At 71.9% G+C, this 18,392-nt stretch carries 17 protein-coding genes; 11 read left to right on the top strand and 6 right to left on the bottom strand.

From position 1 onward, the window contains the following. Positions 1 to 32 precede the first annotated feature (32 nt). From AQJ64_RS09190 to AQJ64_RS09180, 3 genes are all read left to right on the top strand, one after another. Complete coding sequence (locus AQJ64_RS09190) at positions 33 to 1,991, top strand: ricin-type beta-trefoil lectin domain protein (RefSeq protein ID WP_055633443.1); 1,959 nt, start codon at positions 33 to 35, stop codon at positions 1,989 to 1,991. A 135-nt stretch (positions 1,992 to 2,126) separates the two neighbouring features. Then, the gene (locus AQJ64_RS09185) at positions 2,127 to 5,840 is read left to right on the top strand and encodes a choice-of-anchor D domain-containing protein (protein ID WP_059202557.1); all 3,714 of its coding nucleotides are present in this window, start codon (positions 2,127 to 2,129) and stop codon (positions 5,838 to 5,840) included. Between the two features lie 19 nt (positions 5,841 to 5,859). Beyond that, positions 5,860 to 6,261, top strand: coding sequence for a COG4315 family predicted lipoprotein (locus tag AQJ64_RS09180; protein WP_059202556.1), 402 nt, complete (start codon positions 5,860 to 5,862; stop codon positions 6,259 to 6,261). Positions 6,262 to 6,292: 31 nt separating this feature from the next. Here the strand turns inward: AQJ64_RS09180 and AQJ64_RS48955 are convergent, their stop codons facing one another. Together AQJ64_RS48955 and AQJ64_RS09175 are read right to left on the bottom strand one after the other, a co-directional pair. Then, positions 6,293 to 6,535, bottom strand: a complete 243-nt coding sequence (locus AQJ64_RS48955) for a hypothetical protein (RefSeq protein ID WP_157881226.1) — start codon at positions 6,533 to 6,535, stop codon at positions 6,293 to 6,295. Then, entirely contained in the window at positions 6,523 to 6,891 is a 369-nt protein-coding gene (locus AQJ64_RS09175) for a nuclear transport factor 2 family protein (protein WP_055639108.1), read from the bottom strand. The genes AQJ64_RS48955 and AQJ64_RS09175 overlap by 13 nt, the downstream gene beginning before the upstream one ends. Positions 6,892 to 7,063: 172 nt before the next feature. On the opposite strand from AQJ64_RS09175, the gene AQJ64_RS09170 reads away from it, so the two are divergent. Further along, positions 7,064 to 7,363: a hypothetical protein gene (locus AQJ64_RS09170; protein ID WP_055639107.1), complete on the top strand. Its 300-nt coding sequence runs from the start codon at positions 7,064 to 7,066 to the stop codon at positions 7,361 to 7,363. Between the two features lie 85 nt (positions 7,364 to 7,448). Here the strand turns inward: AQJ64_RS09170 and AQJ64_RS09165 are convergent, their stop codons facing one another. Then, positions 7,449 to 9,203 carry an ABC transporter ATP-binding protein gene (locus AQJ64_RS09165; RefSeq protein ID WP_059202555.1) on the bottom strand — a complete coding sequence of 585 codons (1,755 nt, stop codon included), beginning with the start codon at positions 9,201 to 9,203 and terminating at the stop codon, positions 7,449 to 7,451. A 159-nt stretch (positions 9,204 to 9,362) separates the two neighbouring features. On the opposite strand from AQJ64_RS09165, the gene AQJ64_RS09160 reads away from it, so the two are divergent. From AQJ64_RS09160 to AQJ64_RS09145, 4 genes are all read left to right on the top strand, one after another. Beyond that, positions 9,363 to 10,448, top strand: coding sequence for an S-(hydroxymethyl)mycothiol dehydrogenase (locus AQJ64_RS09160; RefSeq protein ID WP_059202554.1), 1,086 nt, complete (start codon positions 9,363 to 9,365; stop codon positions 10,446 to 10,448). Then, positions 10,448 to 11,077, top strand: coding sequence for an MBL fold metallo-hydrolase (locus AQJ64_RS09155; protein ID WP_059202553.1), 630 nt, complete (start codon positions 10,448 to 10,450; stop codon positions 11,075 to 11,077). The genes AQJ64_RS09160 and AQJ64_RS09155 overlap by 1 nt, the downstream gene beginning before the upstream one ends. 66 nt (positions 11,078 to 11,143) lie before the next feature. After that, complete coding sequence (locus tag AQJ64_RS09150) at positions 11,144 to 11,521, top strand: DUF4180 domain-containing protein (RefSeq protein WP_055632068.1); 378 nt, start codon at positions 11,144 to 11,146, stop codon at positions 11,519 to 11,521. Positions 11,522 to 11,614: 93 nt separating this feature from the next. Beyond that, positions 11,615 to 12,529 carry an SDR family oxidoreductase gene (locus tag AQJ64_RS09145; protein WP_055632069.1) on the top strand — a complete coding sequence of 305 codons (915 nt, stop codon included), beginning with the start codon at positions 11,615 to 11,617 and terminating at the stop codon, positions 12,527 to 12,529. A gap of 4 nt (positions 12,530 to 12,533) precedes the next feature. On the opposite strand, the gene AQJ64_RS09140 is transcribed toward AQJ64_RS09145, so the two are convergent. Next, the gene (locus AQJ64_RS09140) at positions 12,534 to 13,070 is read right to left on the bottom strand and encodes a hypothetical protein (RefSeq protein WP_055632070.1); all 537 of its coding nucleotides are present in this window, start codon (positions 13,068 to 13,070) and stop codon (positions 12,534 to 12,536) included. A 133-nt stretch (positions 13,071 to 13,203) separates the two neighbouring features. Here AQJ64_RS09140 and AQJ64_RS09135 point away from each other — a divergent pair, with 133 nt between their 5' ends. Then, entirely contained in the window at positions 13,204 to 13,899 is a 696-nt protein-coding gene (locus AQJ64_RS09135; protein ID WP_055632071.1) for a L,D-transpeptidase family protein, read from the top strand. A gap of 18 nt (positions 13,900 to 13,917) precedes the next feature. Here AQJ64_RS09135 and AQJ64_RS09130 read toward each other — a convergent pair whose 3' ends face one another. Then, complete coding sequence (locus AQJ64_RS09130) at positions 13,918 to 15,120, bottom strand: Gfo/Idh/MocA family protein (protein WP_055632072.1); 1,203 nt, start codon at positions 15,118 to 15,120, stop codon at positions 13,918 to 13,920. 191 nt (positions 15,121 to 15,311) lie between these two features. Between AQJ64_RS09130 and AQJ64_RS09125 the strand changes: the two genes are divergently transcribed. Together AQJ64_RS09125 and AQJ64_RS09120 are read left to right on the top strand one after the other, a co-directional pair. Continuing rightward, complete coding sequence (locus AQJ64_RS09125; protein ID WP_055632073.1) at positions 15,312 to 16,490, top strand: ROK family transcriptional regulator; 1,179 nt, start codon at positions 15,312 to 15,314, stop codon at positions 16,488 to 16,490. A 95-nt stretch (positions 16,491 to 16,585) separates the two neighbouring features. Then, positions 16,586 to 16,771 (top strand): hypothetical protein, encoded by a 186-nt coding sequence (locus tag AQJ64_RS09120; RefSeq protein ID WP_055632074.1) that lies wholly within the window; start codon positions 16,586 to 16,588, stop codon positions 16,769 to 16,771. 54 nt (positions 16,772 to 16,825) lie between these two features. Here the strand turns inward: AQJ64_RS09120 and AQJ64_RS09115 are convergent, their stop codons facing one another. Then, positions 16,826 to 18,190, bottom strand: coding sequence for a S1 family peptidase (locus AQJ64_RS09115; RefSeq protein ID WP_455431720.1), 1,365 nt, complete (start codon positions 18,188 to 18,190; stop codon positions 16,826 to 16,828). Positions 18,191 to 18,392: the final 202 nt, after the last annotated feature.

Below are 18,392 nucleotides of genomic sequence, written 5' to 3'. Positions count from 1 at the left end.
TTCGAGATATCGAATCCCCTCGGAGTCGCCGCATGTATCCCCCACCGCGCTCAAGCCTTCTCAGGCGCTGCAGAACCGCAGCCGTGCGCTTCCTCGCCCTGGCGCTGACCGCGACAGCCGCTCTCCTGTTCGCCGGCCCCGCCCCCGCCCAGGCGGCGACGACTCGTCAGATCGCGGTGCCCACCGCCCCGATGGGCTGGGCGTCCTGGAACAGCTTCGCCGCGAAGATCGACTACAGCGTCATCAAGGGGCAGGTCGACGCGTTCGTCGCGGCGGGCCTGCCGGCGGCCGGATACCAGTACGTCAACATCGACGAGGGCTGGTGGCAGGGCACCCGCGACAGCGCGGGCAACATCACGGTCGACGAGTCCGAGTGGCCCGGCGGTATGAGCGCCATCGCCGACTACATCCACAGCAAGGGCCTCAAGGCCGGCATCTACACGGACGCCGGCAAGGACGGTTGCGGCTACTACTACCCGACCGGCCGCCCCGCCGCGCCGGGCAGCGGCAGCGAGGGCCACTACGACCAGGACATGCTCCAGTTCTCGCAGTGGGGCTTCGACTTCGTGAAGGTCGACTGGTGCGGCGGTGACGCCGAGGGCCTCGACGCGGCGACGGCGTACACGGCGATCAGCGCGGCGGTCACGAAGGCCACCGCCGCCACCGGCCGTCCGCTCACCCTCTCGATCTGCAACTGGGGCTACCAGAACACCTGGAACTGGGCCCCGGGTCTCGCCCCCATGTACCGGACCAGCACCGACATCATCTACTACGGCAACTCGCCGTCGATGACGAACCTGCTGTCCAACTTCGACCAGGGCCTGCACCCGCTCGCCCAGCACACCGGCTCCTACAACGACCCGGACATGCTGATGGTCGGCATGAGCGGCTTCACCGCCGCCCAGAACCGCACCCATATGAACCTCTGGGCCGTCTCCGGCGCCCCGCTGCTGGCCGGCAACGACCTCACCACCATGACCACCGAGACCGCGAACATCCTCAAGAACCCCGAGGTCATCGCCGTCGACCAGGACGCGCGCGGACTCCAGGGCGTCAAGGTCGCCGAGGACACCACCGGGCTCCAGGTGTACGGCAAGGTCCTCTCCGGCACCGGCAAGCGGGCCGTCGTCCTGCTCAACCGGACCTCCGCCGCCGCGAACATCACCGTCCGCTGGTCCGACCTGGGTCTGACCGGCGCCTCCGCGACCGTGCGTGACCTGTGGTCCCGGTCCGACGTCGGCTCGTACAGCACCGGCTACACCCAGAGCGTCCCGGCGGGCGGCTCGGTGATGCTCACCGTCACCGGCGGCACCGAGGCCTCCGGCAGCACCTACACCGGTACGTCGAGCTTCTCCGGCGTGGTCGCGGGCGCCACCGGCACCAAGATCGTGGACGTCGCCTACACCAACACCGCCTCGACGGCCAAGACCGCGACCCTGAAGGTCAACGGCCAGGGCACCACCACGGTCTCCTTCCCGCCGACCGGCTCCAGCCAGGGCACGATCAGCCTCCTGGTGGGCCTGTCCAAGGGCTCGGCCAACACCCTGACCTTCAGCAACGCCCCGACCCTCGCCGACATCACCGTCAAACCCCTGGCGGGAGTGAACGGCACCCAGGTCGTCGGCAAGCAGTCCGGCCGCTGCCTGGACGTCTACAACAACACCATCACCAACGGCACCCAGGCGGAGATCTGGGACTGCAACGGCGGCCAGAACCAGTCCTGGACGTACACCTCCCGCAAGGAACTCGTGGTGTACGGCAACAAGTGCCTGGACGCCTACAACCAGGGCACCGCCAACGGCACCAAGGTCGTCATCTGGGACTGCAACGGCCAGAACAACCAGAAGTGGAACGTCAACGGCGACGGCACCATCACCAACGTCAACGCGGGCCTGTGCCTCGACGTCAACGGGGCGGCCACCGCCAACCGCTCCGTACTGGTGCTGTGGTCGTGCGGCGGTGCCGACAACCAGAGCTGGTCACTGAACTGACGGCCCCTCCGTCCCCCCGTACGGGTGGATCGGGCACCGCCACCCGCACAAAATAGTATGGAGATCACACTGTCCCGCCGATCATGACGATCGGCGGGACACGCCCGCCCCCTCACGACCCGGGCGGAGCGCCGCATGCAGAGCAGGTTCGGTTTCCTGGCCCCGCTGGTGACGGCCTGTCTGCTGACCGGCACCCTCTCCGCGCCCGCCCTGGCCGCCCCCGACGACCGGCGCGCCCGCGCCGCCGACGTCACCACCGTCTCCCGGGACACCTACCGCACCGGCTGGGACGACAACGAACCCGGCCTCGCCCCCGACCAGGTCGCCAGCTCCGACTTCGGACAGCAGTTCTCCGCCACCGTCGACGGACAGGTCTACGCCCAGCCCCTCGTCGTGGGGAGAACGCTCGTCGTCGCCACGGAGAACAACAAGGTCTACGGCCTGAACTCGGCCACCGGCGCACAGACCTGGACCCGGAACCTCGGCGCCGCCTGGCCCGCGTCCGCCATCGGCTGCGGCGACCTCGTCCCGGACATCGGGGTGACCGGGACGCCCGTGTACGACGCCGCGACCGGCACCGCCTACCTCACCTCCAAGGTCGACGACGGCGCCGACCCCCAGCACCCCAGCTGGTACGTCCACGCCCTGAACGTCACCACCGGCGCCGAACGCGCCGGCTGGCCGGTCAAGGTGGCCGGCGCCCCCGTCAACGACCCGGGCCGCCCCTTCAACGCCTACACCGCGATGCAGCGCCCCGGACTGCTGCTGATGGGCGGCGCGGTCTACGCGGGCTTCGCCTCCCACTGCGACCACACGCCGTACGTCGGTCACGTCCTGCGCGTCGACACCGCCACCCGCAAGCAGACCCTGTGGGCCACCGAGAACTCCTCCGCCAACGGCATGGCGGGCATCTGGATGAGCGGCGGCGGGCTGGTCTCCGACGGGCCCGGCCGCATCCTGTTCTCCACCGGCAACGGCATCTCCCCGGCCCCGGGCCCGGGTTCCAGGCCCCCGGGCCAGCTCGCCGAGGCCGTCGTCCGGATCGGCGTCAACAGCGACGGCACCATGTCCGCACAGGACTTCTTCAGCCCCGTCAACGCCCCCACCCTGGACCAGAACGACACCGACCTCGGCTCCGGCGGCCCGGTCGCCCTCCCGGACAACGCGTTCGGCACCGCCCAGCACCCCCACCTCCTGGTGCAGATCGGCAAGGACGGCCGGCTCTTCCTCCTCGACCGCGACGACCTCGGCGGGCGCAGCCAGGGCCCGGGCGGCACCGACAAGGTCGTGGGCACCTTCGGCCCCTACGAGGGTGTCTGGGGTCATCCCGGTGTCTACGGCGGCGAGGGCGGCCATGTCTACACGACCGGCAGCCGGGGCCCGCTGCGGGTGTTCCAGTACGGCGTCACCGGCGCCGGGCTGCCCGCGCTGACCAACACCGGCCGCTCCACGGAGACCTTCGGCTACACCTCCGGCTCCCCGGTGATCACCTCCACCGGCACCACCCCCGGCTCGGCGGTCGTCTGGGCGGTGTACTCCGACGGCGCCGGCGGCACGGGCGGGCAGCTGCGCGCCTACAGCGCCACCCCGGTGAACGGCACCCTGAAGAAGCTGTGGTCGGCCCCGATCGGCGTCGCCGCCAAGTTCTCCGTGCCCGCCACCGACGGCGGTCGCATCTACGTCGGCACCCGCGACGGCCATGTCCTCGCCTTCGGCCGACCCTCCAACGCGGCCCTCATCGGCGACACCGTCGACCTCGGCGACGTACCGGTCGGCGGCACCGGGCACGCCACCGCCACCGTCACCGCCACCCGCGACGTCAGGATCGACGCCGTCACCACCCCGCCCGGCGGAGCCTTCTCCGCCGCGGCCACCGGACTGCCCCGCACCCTGCACACCGGCGACACCTACTCCGTCCCGGTGAGCTACGCGCCGACATCGCCCGGACCGGACAACGCCGTACTGAGCCTCGCCACCGACCTCGGCACCACGGGCCTCGGCCTGACCGGCTACGCCACCCGCGACGGCCTGCTCGCCTCCCCGCCCTCCCTGGCCTTCGACACCGTGCCCACCACCACCGCCAAGACCCTCGGCGTCACCTTCACCAACACCGGCACCCAGCCCGAGACGATCACCGCCACCGACGCCCCGGACTCCCCCTTCACAGCCGGGGGACTGCCCGCCGACGGCACGGTCGTCCAGCCCAAGCAGTCCGTCACCGTCCAGGTCACCTACGCGCCCACCGAGGCCGGTGACGACACCTCGGCCCTCTCCGTCACCGGGCTGCACGGCACCGTCACCGTGGAGCTGACCGGCTCCGCCGTCACCGGTGAGGCCCAGCTGACGATCACCCCCACCTCCACCGACTTCGGGCAGGTCGGGGTCGGCCGGTCCGTCACCCGGACCTTCGACATCGCCAACACCGGCAACATCCCGCTGACCATCACCAAGGCCAAGGCCCCCGCTCCCCCGTTCCACGTCAGCAACCCGATCGGCGAGGGCCAGGTCATCGGCCCCGAGGACGTCGTCCACCAGTCCGTCACCTTCTCCCCGACCTCCGTCGGCGCGGTCAGCGGCATCTACGAGATCACCTCCGACGACGGCAGCGGCGCCCACAACGAGGCCCTCACCGGCACCGGCACCACGGGCAGCGGAGTCACCCTCCCCGCCCCGGGCGTCGGCGGCTGGCAGCTGAACGGCTCCGCCGCCCTCTCCGGCGACGACCTCCAGCTCACCCAGGCCACCCCCGGCCAGGCCGGCTCGGCGGTCTTCCCGGTGCCGGTCCTCACCGACGGCCTGAACGCCACCTTCACCACCGTCATCGGCGGCGGCACCGGCGCCGACGGCCTCACCTTCGCCCTCGTCGACCCCGCCGGGGCCACCCCGACCGCCCTCGGCGGCACCGGCGGCGGCCTCGGCTGGACCGGGCTGCCGGGCATCGCGGTCGCCGTCGACACCTACCGCAACGGCAGCGACCCCTCCGCCAACTTCGTCGGCGTCGCCCTCACCGGCAGCGGCTCGTCGATCACGTACGCCGCCACCACGACCGCCGTGCCCGACCTGCGCACCGGCCCGCACGCCGTGGCCCTGTCCGTCTCCGGCCGGACGATCACCGTGTCGATGGACGGCGCGCAACTCCTGCGGACCACCGTGCCGGCCCTCCCGCCGACCGCGTTCGCCGCCTTCACCGGCGGCACCGGCTCACGCACCGACATCCACACCGTCCGGGACGTCGCCGTCACCGCCACCTCCTACGCCGTACCGCCGCCCGGCCCCAACGGCTGGCGCTACAACGGCTCCACGATCCTCTACAACCGCACCGATCTGGTGCTGACACCCGCCCTCGCCGACCGCCGGGGCAGCAGCCTCCAGAGCACCGCCGTCCCGTCCGCCCGGCTGCGCGCCCGCTTCACCGCCACCCTGGGCGGCGGCACCGGCGCCGACGGCCTCGCCCTGCTGCTCCTCGACGCCTCGAAGACCACCGCGACCGCGCTCGGCGGGGGCGGCATGGGCCTGGGCTACGCCGGACTGCCCGGCCTCGCCGTCGCCCTGGACACCTACAAGAACGGCACCGAGCCGTCCGCGAACTTCGTGGGCATCGCCGACGGCAGCACCGGCGGCCGGCCGGCCTACATCGCCACCTCCACCGCCGTCCCCGCCCTGCGCGCCGGCTCGCACACGATCGACGCGAACGTGACCGACGCCGGGCACCTGGTCGTCAGCGTCGACGGCACCCAGGTCATCGACCGGGCGGTGACCCTGCCGCCGAACGTGCTCGTCGGCTTCTCCGGCGCCACCGGCACCCGGACGGACACCCACACCGTGACCGGCGTCAGGATCGGTTACTGAGGCACCCCGAGGAACTCCCATGCGCACCCCGACGACATCCCTGCTCGCCGTCACGGCCGCCCTGGCCTGTCTCGCCGCCGCCCCGGCCCCCACGGTCCTGGTCGGTTCCACCGAGACCCAGGGCCACGTCCTGACCGACACCGCCGGACAGACCCTCTACGTCCACGACGGCGCCCTGTGCACCGGCCCCTGCACCGACACCCGCCACCCCCTGCGCACCGGCGCCGACACCCTCCCGACCCTGCCCCCGGGCATCGACGGCACCCTCGGCACCCTTCTGCGCCCCGACGACGGCAGCCTCCAGCTCACCTACGACGGCGGCCCCCTCTACACCTACACCGGTGACACCCAGCCCTCCGACACGAACGGCATCACCCCCGACTGGCACACCGTCCCGGCCCGCTACCTGCCGACCGGCTGACCGGCTGACCGGCTGACCGTCCGGCCGGACGTCACGGGCTCCGGCGGCGCCGTACGCGCGGCGCATGCCGGTGCGCGGGAGGAAGCGGGCGAGGCCGGCGCGCCGCCCCCAGGACCGTGCGCAGCAGGGCGACGGAGAGCTTCCGGCCCGCCGCCGACGCCGGCCCCGGCAGGGCGGAACGGTGGCCCCGCGACCGCCCCAGCCGGGCCGAGAAGGTCCAGGTCAGCCGGGAGGTGACCTGGACCCCTCCGACCTTCCTCCCTACTCGTCCCATGCCTGGATCATCGTCTGGTCGACGATCTTGCCGTCCCGCAAAGTGATCATCGACTCGGCGAGGACCCGCACACCGTCCGCGTACTCGCAGGACTCGGTGAAGGCGGCACGGTCGCCCTGCACGATGCACTCGTCCACCTTGTGCGTCTTGATGTCGCGGCTGTACACGTCCTGCAGCAGCTCGCCGATCTCCGCCCTGCCGTGCAGCACCCGGGGGCTGCTGGGCTGGGTGTTGCGGTCGACGATGCGCAGCTGCGCGTCGTCCGCGTAGAGGGACAACAGATCCGAGGCGGTCGATCCCTCGACCCCCCTGCGCAGGGTGTCGGTGGAGAAGCCGGAACTTGCCGCGGTGCCCATGGTGACCTCCTAGGAGGGCCGCGGACCGTGGAGAGCCGGGCCGCCGGTCCCTCACCTTCGAGCGTCCTCCGCCCCGCGGGCCTCGGCAAGCGCAGCAGCCGCGGCTCCGCCTCTTGAGTGAGCCGGGTCCGCCACCCGTGTCCGTGACGGCGCCCGCCGCGTTGCTGAAGGCATGATCTCCACTCGACGCATCGCCGCCCTCGCCGCCCTCGCCGCCGGGGTCACGGGCCTCGCCGCGCCCCTGGCGAACGCGGCCGAAGCCCCGTCCGACGGCCGGATCCACCCGATGACCATGATCGACTCGCTGGTCGCCGACGGGATCCCGGCGGAGCACCGGGCCGAGCTGCCGCCGGTCTCCCGCCAGCTCGCCGAGCTGAACAACGTGCACCAGCTCAACAAGCTGAACGAACTGCACCAGGTCACCGACCTCGCCGCCCCCGTCACCGGGCTGCTCCCCGCGATCCAGACCTGAGCCGCCGGCTGCCCCACGAAAGAGGGGGCCGCCGCCCGGAGCTTCCCGCCGGGCGACGGCCCCTTTCGGCGTCGTCCCCCTCGTCTCACTCGGCCGTCGCCAGGAACTGGGTCGCCGCCAGCTCGGCGTAGAGCGGATCGCCCGTCACCAGCTCGCGGTGCGTCCCCACCGCCCGCACCCGGCCCGAGTCCATGACGACGATCCGGTCGGCCGTCGTCACCGTCGACAGCCGGTGCGCGACGACCAGCACCGTCGTCGTCCGGGCGACATCGGCCACCGTGTCCCGCAACGCCGCCTCGTTCACCGCGTCCAGCTGCGAGGTCGCCTCGTCGAGCAGCAGCAGCCGGGGCCGGCGCAGCAGGGCGCGGGCGATGGCCACCCGCTGCCGCTCCCCGCCGGACAGCTTCGTCCCCCGGTGCCCGACCCGTGTCTCCAGGCCCTGCGGCAGCCGGTCGGCCAGCCCGTCCAGCCGGGTCGTCTTCAGCACCCGCCGTACGGTGTCGTCGTCCGCCTCCGGGTTGCCCAGCAGCAGATTGGCGCGCAGCGAGCCCGACAGCACGGGCGCGTCCTGCTCGACGTACCCGATGGACGACCGCAGCAGCGGCAGCTCCCAGTCGGCGAGGGCGCGCCCGTCGAGGCTGATGGTGCCGGACTCGGGGTCGTAGAACCGCTCGATGAGCGAGAACACCGTGGTCTTGCCCGCGCCCGACGGGCCGACGAACGCCGTCATGCCCCGCGCCGGGACGTCGAACGTCACCCCGTGGTGGACGTACGGCAGATCGTCGGCGTACCGGAAGCGGACGTCGGTGAAGGAGAGAGAGGCCGGTTCGGCGGCGGGGGAGGGCAGCGGGGCGGGCCGGGCCGCCGGCTCGGCGGGCAGCGCCAGCGCCTCCTGGATCCGGCCGAGGGCGGCCGCGCCCGTCTGGTACTGGGTGATCGCCCCCACGACCTGCTGGATCGGCGCCATCAGATAGAAGACGTACAGCAGGAACGCCACCAGGGTGCCGACGCCGATCGCGCCCGTGGCGACCCGCGCCCCGCCCACCGCCAGCACGGTGATGAACGCGCTCTGCATCGCGAGCCCGGCCGTGTTCCCGGCCGCCGCCGACCACTTGGCCGCGCGCACGCTCTGCCGCCAGGACTCCTCGGCCGCCGCGTGCAGCGTCTCCTCCTCGCGGGGCTCGGCGCCGGACGCCTTCACGGTGCGCAGCGCGCCCAGCACCCGCTCCAGCGAGGCCCCCATCACCCCGACCGCGTCCTGCGCCTGCCGGCTGGCCCGGTTGATCCGCGGCACGATCACCCCGAGGATCGCCCCCGCGACCAGGATCACGGCCAGGGTCACCCCCAGCAGCACCGGATCGACCAGCGCCATCATCACGACCGTCGCGGCCAGGGTGAGCCCTCCGGTGCCGAGGCCCACCAGCGAGTCGGTGGTGACCTCGCGCAGCAGGGTGGTGTCGGAGGTGACCCGGGCCATCAGGTCGCCGGGCTCGCTGCGGTCCACGGCCGGGATCCGCAGCCGCAGCAGATACGACGACAGCGCCCGCCGCGCACCCAGCACCACGGACTCGGCGGTGCGCCGCAGCACATACGAACCCAGCGCCCCCACGGCCGCGTTGGCGACGACCAGGCCCGTCAGGGTGAGCAACGCCCCGCTGATCGCGCGGTCGTGGGACAGGTCCTCGATCAACCCCCGTGCCACGAGCGGCAGCAGCAGCCCGGTCGCCCCGGTGACGAGTGACAGCACCGCCCCCGCCAGCAGGGTCCAGCGGTGTGGTCGTACATAGTCGAGCAGCAGCCGCCACGGGGGTCGTATGCCGGCTGTCTCTGCGTTGCTCACGGGGCTCCTCGGCGCTGGAACGGAGCCCTCAGGCTACGGCGGCGGTCGCCGAGCGTGGCCGGAAGGAGGGGTTCCGGGGCAGTCGGCCGTGCCCTAACCGCTCCGTCACACGTAGGGTCGGACCTGGGACGGATGACCGCCGAAGAAAGGGGCAGCACCATGCCGCAGGAAGTACGCGGAGTGATCGCGCCGGGCAGGAACGAGCCGGTGCGCGTGGAGACGATCGTGATCCCGGACCCCGGCCCCGGCGAGGCCGTCGTGCAGATCCAGGCCTGTGGCGTGTGCCATACCGACCTGCACTACAAGCAGGGCGGAATCAACGACGAGTTCCCCTTCCTGCTCGGCCACGAGGCGGCGGGCGTGGTGGAGTCCGTGGGCGAGGGCGTCACGGACGTCGCGCCGGGCGACTTCGTCATCCTGAACTGGCGTGCGGTGTGCGGCCAGTGCCGGGCCTGTCTGCGCGGGCGCCCCTGGTACTGCTTCGACACCCACAACGCGAAGCAGCGGATGACCCTCACCGACGGCACCGAGCTGTCCCCGGCGCTCGGCATCGGTGCCTTCGCGGAGAAGACGCTGGTGGCGGCCGGACAGTGCACCAAGGTCGACCCGTCGGTGTCGCCCGCCGTGGCCGGGCTGCTCGGCTGCGGTGTGATGGCGGGCATCGGCGCCGCGATCAACACCGGCAACGTGGGCCGCGGGGACACGGTCGCCGTGATCGGCTGCGGTGGCGTGGGTGACGCGGCGATCGCCGGGGCGAACCTCGCCGGTGCGGCGAGGATCATCGCCGTCGACATCGACGACCGCAAGCTTCGGACCGCGAAGAAGATGGGCGCCACCCACACGGTCAACTCCAAGGAGACCGACGCCGTCGAGGCGATCCGCGAGCTGACCGGCGGCTTCGGCGCGGACGTGGTCATCGAGGCGGTCGGCCGCCCGGAGACGTACCAGCAGGCCTTCTACGCCCGCGACCTGGCCGGCACGGTCGTCCTGGTCGGCGTCCCCACCCCGGAGATGAAGCTCGAACTCCCGCTCCTGGACGTCTTCGGCCGCGGCGGCTCCCTGAAGTCCTCCTGGTACGGCGACTGCCTGCCCTCCCGCGACTTCCCGATGCTGATCGACCTGCACCAGCAGGGCCGCCTGGACCTCGGCGCGTTCGTCACCGAGACCATCGCCCTCGACGAGGTGGAGCAGGCGTTCGAGCGGATGCACCACGGCGACGTCCTGCGCTCGGTGGTGGTGCTGTGATGGCCGCGCGTATCGAACGACTCGTCACCTCGGGGCAGTTCAGCCTCGACGGCGGCACCTGGGACGTGGACAACAACGTCTGGATCGTCGGCGACGACCACGAGGCGATCGTCATCGACGCCGCCCATGACGCCGCCGCCATCGCCGAGGCCGTCGGTGACCGCCGGCTCACCGCCATCGTGTGCACCCACGCCCACAACGACCACATCGGCGCGGCCCCCGCCCTCGCGGAGCTGACCGGCGCGACCATCTGGCTGCACCCGGACGACCTGCCGCTGTGGAAGCTCACCCACCCGGACCGCGAGCCCGACGCCCATCTGGCCGACGGCCAGGTCATCGAGGCCGCCGGCACCGACCTCACCGTCCTGCACACCCCCGGGCACGCGCCCGGCGCGGTCTGCCTGTACGACGCCGGGCTCGGCGTCCTGTTCACCGGCGACACCCTCTTCCAGGGCGGCCCCGGCGCCACCGGCCGCTCCTACTCCCACTTCCCGACGATCATCACCTCGATCCGCGAGAGGCTGCTCTCCCTCCCGCCCGAGACCAAGGTGCTCACCGGCCACGGCGACGCCACGACCATCGGCGCGGAGGCACCCCACCTGGAGGAGTGGATCGCGCGCGGTCACTGACCCCGCGCCGACGGAAGGCGGAAAAGGGCGAGCCCACGGCCGTACGCCACGCCTACGATCACGCCCATGACCACAGCCAGCACGCTCACGACCCTGCACGCCACCCGCGTCCTGCGCTGCGCCCCCGAGGGGCCGGCGCTGGACGGGGAGCGCGCCGCGCTCGATCTCGTCGGTGACGCGATGGGACAGGACGCGGAGCTGGTCGCGGTCCCCGCCGAGCGGTGCGGGACGGAGTTCTTCCGGCTGCGGTCGGGGGTCGCGGGCGCGGTGGTGCAGAAGTTCGCGAACTACCGGTTGCGGCTGGCCGTCGTCGGCGACATCTCCCGGCACCTGGCCGACAGCTCCGCGCTCCGTGACTTCGTGTACGAGTCGAACCGGGGCCGCCAGCTCTGGTTCGTGGCCGACGAGGGCGAACTGGCGGAACGGCTGCGCCCCACCGGGTGACCGCCGGCGAACCCGCCGGAAAAGGCGACAGAAGATGTCCGGCTTCCACGCGAGCCTCGAATCCACACCGGGGAACACACGAGGAGGCCGGACATGTCAGGTCCGCTGGAGGGCAGGGTCGCACTGGTGGCGGGGGCGACGCGGGGCGCCGGACGGGGCGTCGCCGTCGAACTGGGCGCGGCCGGGGCCATCGTCTACGTGACGGGACGCACCACCCGCGACCGCCGCTCCGAGTACGACCGCCCCGAGACCCTCGAGGACACCGCCGACCTGGTCACCGAGGCCGGCGGGCAGGGCATCGCCGTCCCCACGGACCATCTCGAACCCGACCGGGTCGGGGCGCTCGTCGAGCGCATCGACACCGAGCAGGGCCGGCTGGACGTCCTCGTCAACGACATCTGGGGCGCCGAGCACCTCTTCGCGTGGGACACCCCCGTCTGGGAGCACGACCTCGCCAAGGGCCTCCGGCTGCTCCGCCTCGCCGTCGAGACCCACGCGATCACCAGCCACCACGCCCTCCCGCTCCTGCTGCGGCACCCCGGGGGCCTGGTCGTGGAGATGACCGACGGCACCGCCGAGTACAACCGCGACACCTACCGCAACAGCTTCTTCTACGACCTGGCCAAGACGTCCGTGCTGCGCATGGCGTTCTCCCTCGGCCATGAACTCGGCCCGCGCGGCGCCACCGCGGTCGCCCTCACCCCCGGCTGGATGCGCTCGGAGATCATGCTCGACGCGTTCGGCGTCACCGAGGACACCTGGCGCGACGCGCTGGCCGCCGAACCCCACTTCGCGATCTCCGAGACACCCCGCTATGTCGGCCGGGCCGTCGCCGCCCTCGCCGCCGACCCCGACGTGGCCCGCTTCAACGGCCGGTCCCTCTCCAGCGGGGGCCTCGCCCCGGTCTACGGCTACACCGACCTCGACGGCAGCCGCCCCGACGCCTGGCGCTATCTGGTGGAGGTCCAGGACGCGGGGAAGCCGGCGGACGTGACGGGCTACCGCTGACCCCTCACCCGCCCGAGACCGGCATCGAGGGCCAGCGCGCCGGATGCCCCGGCGGCAGCGCCAGGTCCTCGCGCACCGCCGTGTAGTAGCCCTCACGGCCGGCGCGCTGCCGCTCCAGCAGGCCCTGCCAGGCCTCGGCGTCCACGGTCCCCGCCCGCAGGAACGCCTCCATGTCCATCACCACCCGCACCCACACCCGGGCCCGGTCCACCACCTGCCGGCTGCCCAGCATGATCAGCGCCTCCCCGGCCGGGTCCCGCCCGTCGGAGGCCTCGGCCAGCAGCGGCTCGGCCTCCGTCGGCGCCAGCGGATGCGGATGCGGGTCGTTGCCGAGGTGCGCGGCGACGCGGTACGTCAGGTTCACCGACCTCTTCAACGCCTGCGCGTAGTCGGCGTACACCGACAGCCGCCGCTCCTCCCACCGCGCCGCCTGCTCCCGCCCGAACCGGGCCCGGTCGCTGCGCACGACCGCCAGATACGAGCCGAGGGCACCGATCACCACACCTATGAGAGCGGGAAGTTGCTGGATGAAATCGGACATACGTGAACGAACTCCATTTCGTTGACCCGGTGTACTTCACTGATTCGTCACAGCCTGCCCCGGACCACAACCACGGACCCCGCCCACCGGTCTAGGTTGTCGAGATCGCAACCGCGCCGGAAAGAGGGCACCCATGGGGGACATACGCAGAAGAGGAGCCGTCGCGCTCGGGGTCACGGGGCTGCTCGCCCCGCTGACGCTCGTGCTGGGCGCCGCGCCGGCCCAGGCCGCCACCTGTACCACGCAGGCCGGGCCGTACCAGAAGCAGGTCGAGAAGTTCCTCGGCCGGCCCGTCGACGGCAGGCAGTCGGCCGCCGACTGCCGGGCCATCCAGGCCTTCCAGAACAAGCACGGCATCACCCCGAACATCGGCTACGCGGGTTCCGTCACCTGGGGCGTGATGGACCTCATGAACAAGCAGAAGGCGGTGGGCAACCACCCCAACGCGGCCGGCCGGTGCCCCACCAACAAGGGCCGGATCGCCTGCGTCAACCTCACCCTCCAGCTCAGCTGGATCCAGGACGGCAGCCGGCTCGTCTACGGTCCCGTCCCGGTCCGCACGGGCCGCAACGGGTACGAGACCCGCACCGGGCTGAAGAAGATCTACTGGCGTGACATCGACCACGTGTCGAACATCTACAACGTGCCGATGCCCTACAGCCAGTTCTTCGACGGCGGTCAGGCCTTCCACTCGGTCAACCTCAGCATGTGGAACCCGCCGGGCTCCCACGGCTGCGTCAACATGACCACGACCACCGCCAAGAAGTACTGGTCGCTGCTGAAGAACGGCGACGACGTCTTCGTCTACGGCCGCAAGCCGGGCACCTGACGGCACCCGGCCGCCGGCTCAGCTCTCCGGCGCGTCTCCGAAGTCCGGGATCTCCAGCCGTACCCCGCCCTGCCGTGCCGACTCGTGCGCGACGATGCCCGGCAGGGTGTAGCGGGCCGCGACCCAGGCGTTCACCGAGGGCAGGGTGCGGGTGGTGACGGCGGTCACGAAGTCGTCCACCAGGAAGTGATGGCTGCCCTCGTGCCCGTTGTGCAGGTGGTCGAACTCCCGCGGCAGCCGTGAGCGGTCGTGTACGGGCGCCGATCCGGAGGTGAAGGCGGCCCGCAGATCCGGCGCGATGTGCTGGAGCGACGGATCGTCGGGGGACAGGGTGGGCTTGGGCTCCAGCAGCTCACTGATGTCCTTGACGCCCTTTTTGTCCTGCCAGAGCGCCACCGTGGCGAGCTGCTCCATGCTCGCCTCCGTACCGAAGAAGCGGAACCGGGACTCCCGGATGTGCGAGGGGTAGCCCACCCGCCGGAACTCGTTGGTACGGAACGAGCCGCCGCCCGCCACCTCGAACAGCGCGGTCGCGTTGGAGACGTCGTTCCCGAACTGGCTGACGTCCTTGTCGAACACGCCGTCGCCGCGCCCGTCCACCACCCCGATCGCCGAGACGCTCACCGCGTGCGTCCGCCAGGCGCCGAGCACCCCGCCCACCGAGTGCGTCGGGTACAGCAGGGGCGGATAGCTGGCGGTGGCCTTCCAGTTCTCGCCGCCGCTGTACCGGTACGCCTCGTAGAACCCCAGATCCATGTCGTGGACGTAGTCGCCCTCGGCGTAGAAGAGCCGCCCGAAGGCGCCCTCGGCGATCTGGTTGCGGGCGTGCACGGTCGCCGGGTTGTACTGGCTGGTCTCGCCCATCATGTACGTCAGCCCGGTCGCCCTGACCGCGTCGATGATCGCCGCGATCTCCTCCGTGCTGATCGCCATGGGGACGGCGGAGTAGACGTGCTTGGCGGCGTTCAGGCCCTGGAGCACCAGGGGGCCGTGGGTCCAGCGCTGGGTGAAGATCGCGACGGCGTCCACCGCCGGGGACTCCAGCATCGCCTCGTACGAGGGAAAGGTGCCGGCCAGCCCCTGCGCGGAGGCGAGCTGCTCGGCCCGCTCGGGCAGCAGATCGGTGACGTACACGTCACCGACGTCGGGGTGGGCCTGGAACAGTGTCGCGAACTGGCCGGAGAACTGGCCGGCGCCGACGATGCCGAGCGAGAACGTCATGGGAGGGGTGCCCTTCACTGGGGAGCGGGTCGGGGGAGGCTGGGCTTACTTACTTTCGTTGCAGAAGAATCGAGTCGTCAAGGGGGTTGATTCTGTGCCCTTCCGGGGGGCGGCCCCGCAGTCGAGGAGGGCCTGATACTTTTGCAGCGAAAGAAAGATCCCGCCTCCGGCCCTGGGGGAGACTGACCCGCATGACCGCACGTACCGCCAGCTGGCTGCCGCTGAGCCCCGGAGAGCGCTCGGTCGCGATCGAGGTGCTCGTCCACGGGCCGCTGTCCCGCACCGATCTCGCGCACCGGCTGAACCTCTCCGCCGGCAGCCTCACCCGGCTGACCAAGCCGCTGATCGAGTCGGGTCTGCTCGTCGAGGTGGCCGAAGCGGGAGCCCCGGCCGAGGTGCGGCAGGGGCGCCCCTCGCAGCCGCTCGACGTGGTCGCGGGCTCCCGCTCCTTCCTGGGCTTCAAGATCACCGCGGACATGGTGTACGGCGTCGTCACCACCCTCAGGAGCGACATCGTCGCCCGCCACGACCGCACGCTCACCCGTCATGAGCCCGCCGAGGTGGTCGCCCTCCTCGGCGAGATGACCGAGGAGCTGACCCGCGCGCACCCCGGGATCGCGGGTATCGGCATCGGGGTCGGCGGGTTTGTCCGGGACCGCGCCGTGGTCGGCGAGTCGGTCTTCCTCGGCTGGCGGGACGTGCCGCTCGCCGCGCTCACCGAGGAGCGCACCGGTCTGCCGGTGGTCGTCGAGAACGACGTCGCCGCCCTGGTCGAGGCCGAGACCTGGTTCGGCGCGGGCCGCGATCTCGACCGCTTCGCCGTCCTGACCATCGGTGCCGGCCTCGGCTACGGACTGGTCCTCGGCGGCCGACGGGTCCCGTGCGCCGAGGAGGACCGCGGCTTCGGCCGCCACTGGATCGTGAACCCCCACGGGCCGCTCACCCCCGACGGCGAACGCGGCAGCGCGGTCTCGCTGCTGACCATCCCGAGTATCCGCTACCAGGTCCAGGCCGCCACCGGCCGCACGTGGACGTACGAGGAGATCCTCGCCCGCGCCGCCGAGGGCGAGCCCCTGCCCGCCCGGGTCGTCGAGGAGGCGGCCCGCGCCCTGGGCACGCTGGTGGCCCAGATCGCCAACTTCGCCATGCCGCAGAAGATCCTCCTGGCCGGCGAAGGGGTCGGCCTCATGGAGGTGGCCGGCGTCACGGTCGAGGAGACCGTCCGCTCCCACCGGCATCCGCTGGCCGCCCCCGTCGACCTGGAGACCAAGGTGTCCGACTTCCACGACTGGGCGCGCGGTGCCGCCGTTCTGGCCATCCAGGTACTGGTGTTGGGGGCCGGGAGGGGTGAACTGACCGATGGGGGTTGACAGATGGGGGTGGACAAGGGGACGTGATCAGTAACACGGTACAGAATGCCCGAATTATCCGTACTTACTCACGCGGCCTTCACCTCGGGAGCCGTATGCTTCACACCATGTCCACCACTGTTGAAACCGTTTCCGATCGCTCGGCTGACGAGGTCAACGAGGAGATCCGGGCCCTGTGGCTGCGGTCGGGCGGGACACTGAGTGTCGAGCAGCGCGCGGAGTACCAGCGCCTCGTCCTGGAGTGGGCCGCCGCGGCCCCGCAGCCGCTGAACGCGGTCTGAGCCTCGTAGACCGAAGCGGGCACCCCGACCGGGTGCCCTTTTCGTTTGCCCCGCTCAGCCCCAGGTCGCCGAGTAGTACTCGCGGTAGGCCTTGCGGTCCTGTTCGGCGCGGATGTAGCGGGTGGCGACCAGGGCGATCAGACTGCCGCCGATGACCAGCAGACCGGGGCCGATGGCGTTCGGGTCGGTGAGCCGGGCGGCGAGGGACGTCCCGCCGCCGATGCCCGTCACCGGGGTCGTCGAGCCCGGCGAGGTCGAACCCGGCGCGATCGCCGCCTGGGTGGGGGACAGGGACGGCTGGGGGGCACCGGACGGCGAGGTGCCGCCGCCCTGCCCGTTGCCCGAGGGGGCGGCCACGATGAGCGTCACGCCCAGCTGCGCCAGCGCCCGCGTCACCGGCTGGAAGAACGTCGTACCGCCCGTCGTGCAGTCACCGCTGCCGCCCGAGGTGATGCCGAGCGCGATGCCCTCCGAGAACATCGGCCCGCCGCTGTCGCCGGGCTCGGCGCACACGTTCGTCTCGATCAGCCCGCTGACCGTGCCCTCCGGGTAGTTCACCGTCGCGTCGAGCCCGGTGACCTGCCCGTCCTTCAGCCCCGTGGTGCTGCCGCTGCGGAACACCCGCTGACCGACCGCCGCGTCTCCCGTGCCCGTGATGCGCACCCCGTTGCCGTTGCCGACCGCCACGACGTCGGCGCCGTCGCCGGCCTTGCCGCTCGCGTACTGCACCAGCGAGAAGTCGTTGACCGGGAAGCTCTGCTGGACGGTCTGGCCCACCTGCTGCTTCGCCGTGTTGTCGGCGAACCAGGTCGACCCGGTCGGCCCGCAGTGCCCGGCGGTGAGGATGAAGTCGTTCGTCCCGTTGGTCACGTTGAACCCGGCCGAACAGCGCCCGCCGGTCGACAGGATCGGCTGGGCGCCGTTGAGCCGGGTGGTGAACTTACCCGCGGTGCGCTCCATCCGGACGTAACTGCCGATGCCCGTCGCGGTCTTCGTCAGGCTCGCCCAGTCGGAGGCCGACACCGTGCTGTCGGCCTGCACGATGACCTCGTTGGTCTTGTAGTCCGTCACCCACGCCGTGCCGGGCACCTTGGGGGCCGAACGCAGGGTCGCCGCAGCCGACTTCAACTCGTTCATGCTGTGGTCCACGAGCTTCGGCTCGGCGCCCGCCTTGCGCACGGTGGCGGCCGACCTGTCGTCGGTGACCGCCACGACCGGGCGCCCCTCGTCGTCGAGCCAGGTCCCCGCGGTGCGCGCGGTGCCGAGTTCCTTGACCAGCGCCGTACCGGGGTTGGTGACCACGGACTCCGGTGTGGTGCGCGGCGTCGCCGAGGTGGCGGGCGTCTCGGTGGCCATGGCCGCCTGGGTGACCATGGTCCCGCCCAGGAGGAGTCCGCCGACTGCCGCCAGCCGTGTCACTCGCCGGACGATCCGTCGTCGTGCGTGCCTCATGCCCAGCTCCCGAAAACCCCGGTTGTGCGGCTCCAACACCGCGGGGCGCTCCGGTCGTTGAGTGCCCTCACCCCCATACGTGCGGGGGCCCGGTCATGTTCAGCCCGGAAGTGATCACCTCGCGGATCCGCCGCCGCCCCAGCCCTTTCGAGCCACCGTGCACCGCGCT

Origin of the sequence: Streptomyces griseoruber, from assembly GCF_001514205.1 — a bacterium.
GTDB lineage: Bacteria > Actinomycetota > Actinomycetes > Streptomycetales > Streptomycetaceae > Streptomyces > Streptomyces griseoruber.
This window is presented reverse-complemented; position numbering and strand designations above follow the sequence as displayed.